Origin of the sequence: Virgisporangium aurantiacum, assembly GCF_016863635.1 — a bacterium.
Taxonomy (GTDB): Bacteria; Actinomycetota; Actinomycetes; order Mycobacteriales; family Micromonosporaceae; genus Virgisporangium; species Virgisporangium aurantiacum.
Genome location: NZ_BOPG01000201.1, coordinates 1 through 813, shown reverse-complemented (window position 1 = coordinate 813; position 813 = coordinate 1). Strand labels below are relative to the sequence as shown.

The 813-nt window shown below is 72.4% G+C and carries 1 protein-coding gene; it reads right to left on the bottom strand.

All coding sequences use genetic code 11. From position 1 onward, the window contains the following. Window positions 1-6: 6 nt before the first annotated feature. A partial coding sequence (locus Vau01_RS63040; protein WP_204015494.1) for a WD40 repeat domain-containing protein occupies window positions 7-813 on the bottom strand: 807 nt, incomplete at its 5' end.

Genomic DNA, 813 nt, shown 5'->3' with positions numbered 1-813 from the left:
GGCCCGTTACGCGAGGTCGAAGTTGTATAAGGCGCCGCCGGTGCTGCCGAGACATATTCCCCGGCTGTCGGGGAGGGCGAGGCAGGTGGTGAGGGTGGCGTCGACGCGCATGGCGGCGACCGGGTCCGGGTTTTCCGGGTGCCAGACCGTGAGTGTGCCGTCGTGGGTTGCGGCTGCAAGCCAGGTGCCGTCCGGGGCGGCGGCGAGGCCGACGACGGTGGGCGGGTTGCCGGTCAAGGTGTGTCGACAGGTTCCGGTGCCGGTGTCCCAGATCCGGATGCGGCCGTTTGCGGCGGCGGCGGCGAGCCAGGTGCCGTCGGGGGCGGATGTCAGGGCGGTGATCCAGCTGGGGTGGTCGCCGAGGATCTGGCGGCAGGTTCCGGTCAGCGGGTCCCAGATCCGTATGGTGAGGTCGCTGCCGGTGGTGGCGAGCCAGGTTCCGTCCGGAGCGGCGACGGGCCCGGCGACCCAGTTGTCGGTGTGGGCGAGATGGCAGCGGTGGTGGCCGGTGGTCGGGTCCCAGATGTGGGTGGAGCCGTCGGTTCCGCTGGCGGCGAGCCAGTCGCCGCTTGGGCTGACCGCGAGTCGGGTGATGGGGCTGTGGGAGCCGTACAGGATGTGGCGGCGGGTGCCGGTGGTCGGGTCCCAGATCCATACGGTCGCGTCGGCGCCGGCGGTTGCCAGCCAGCTGCCGGCGCCGCCGGGGGCGATCACGTGGGTGCCGCCACCGTGGCCGCGGAGGGTGTGCCGGCAGGTGGCGGTGGTCGGGTCCCAGATGCGGATTGAGCTGACAGTGGCGGTGGCCATCCAGGC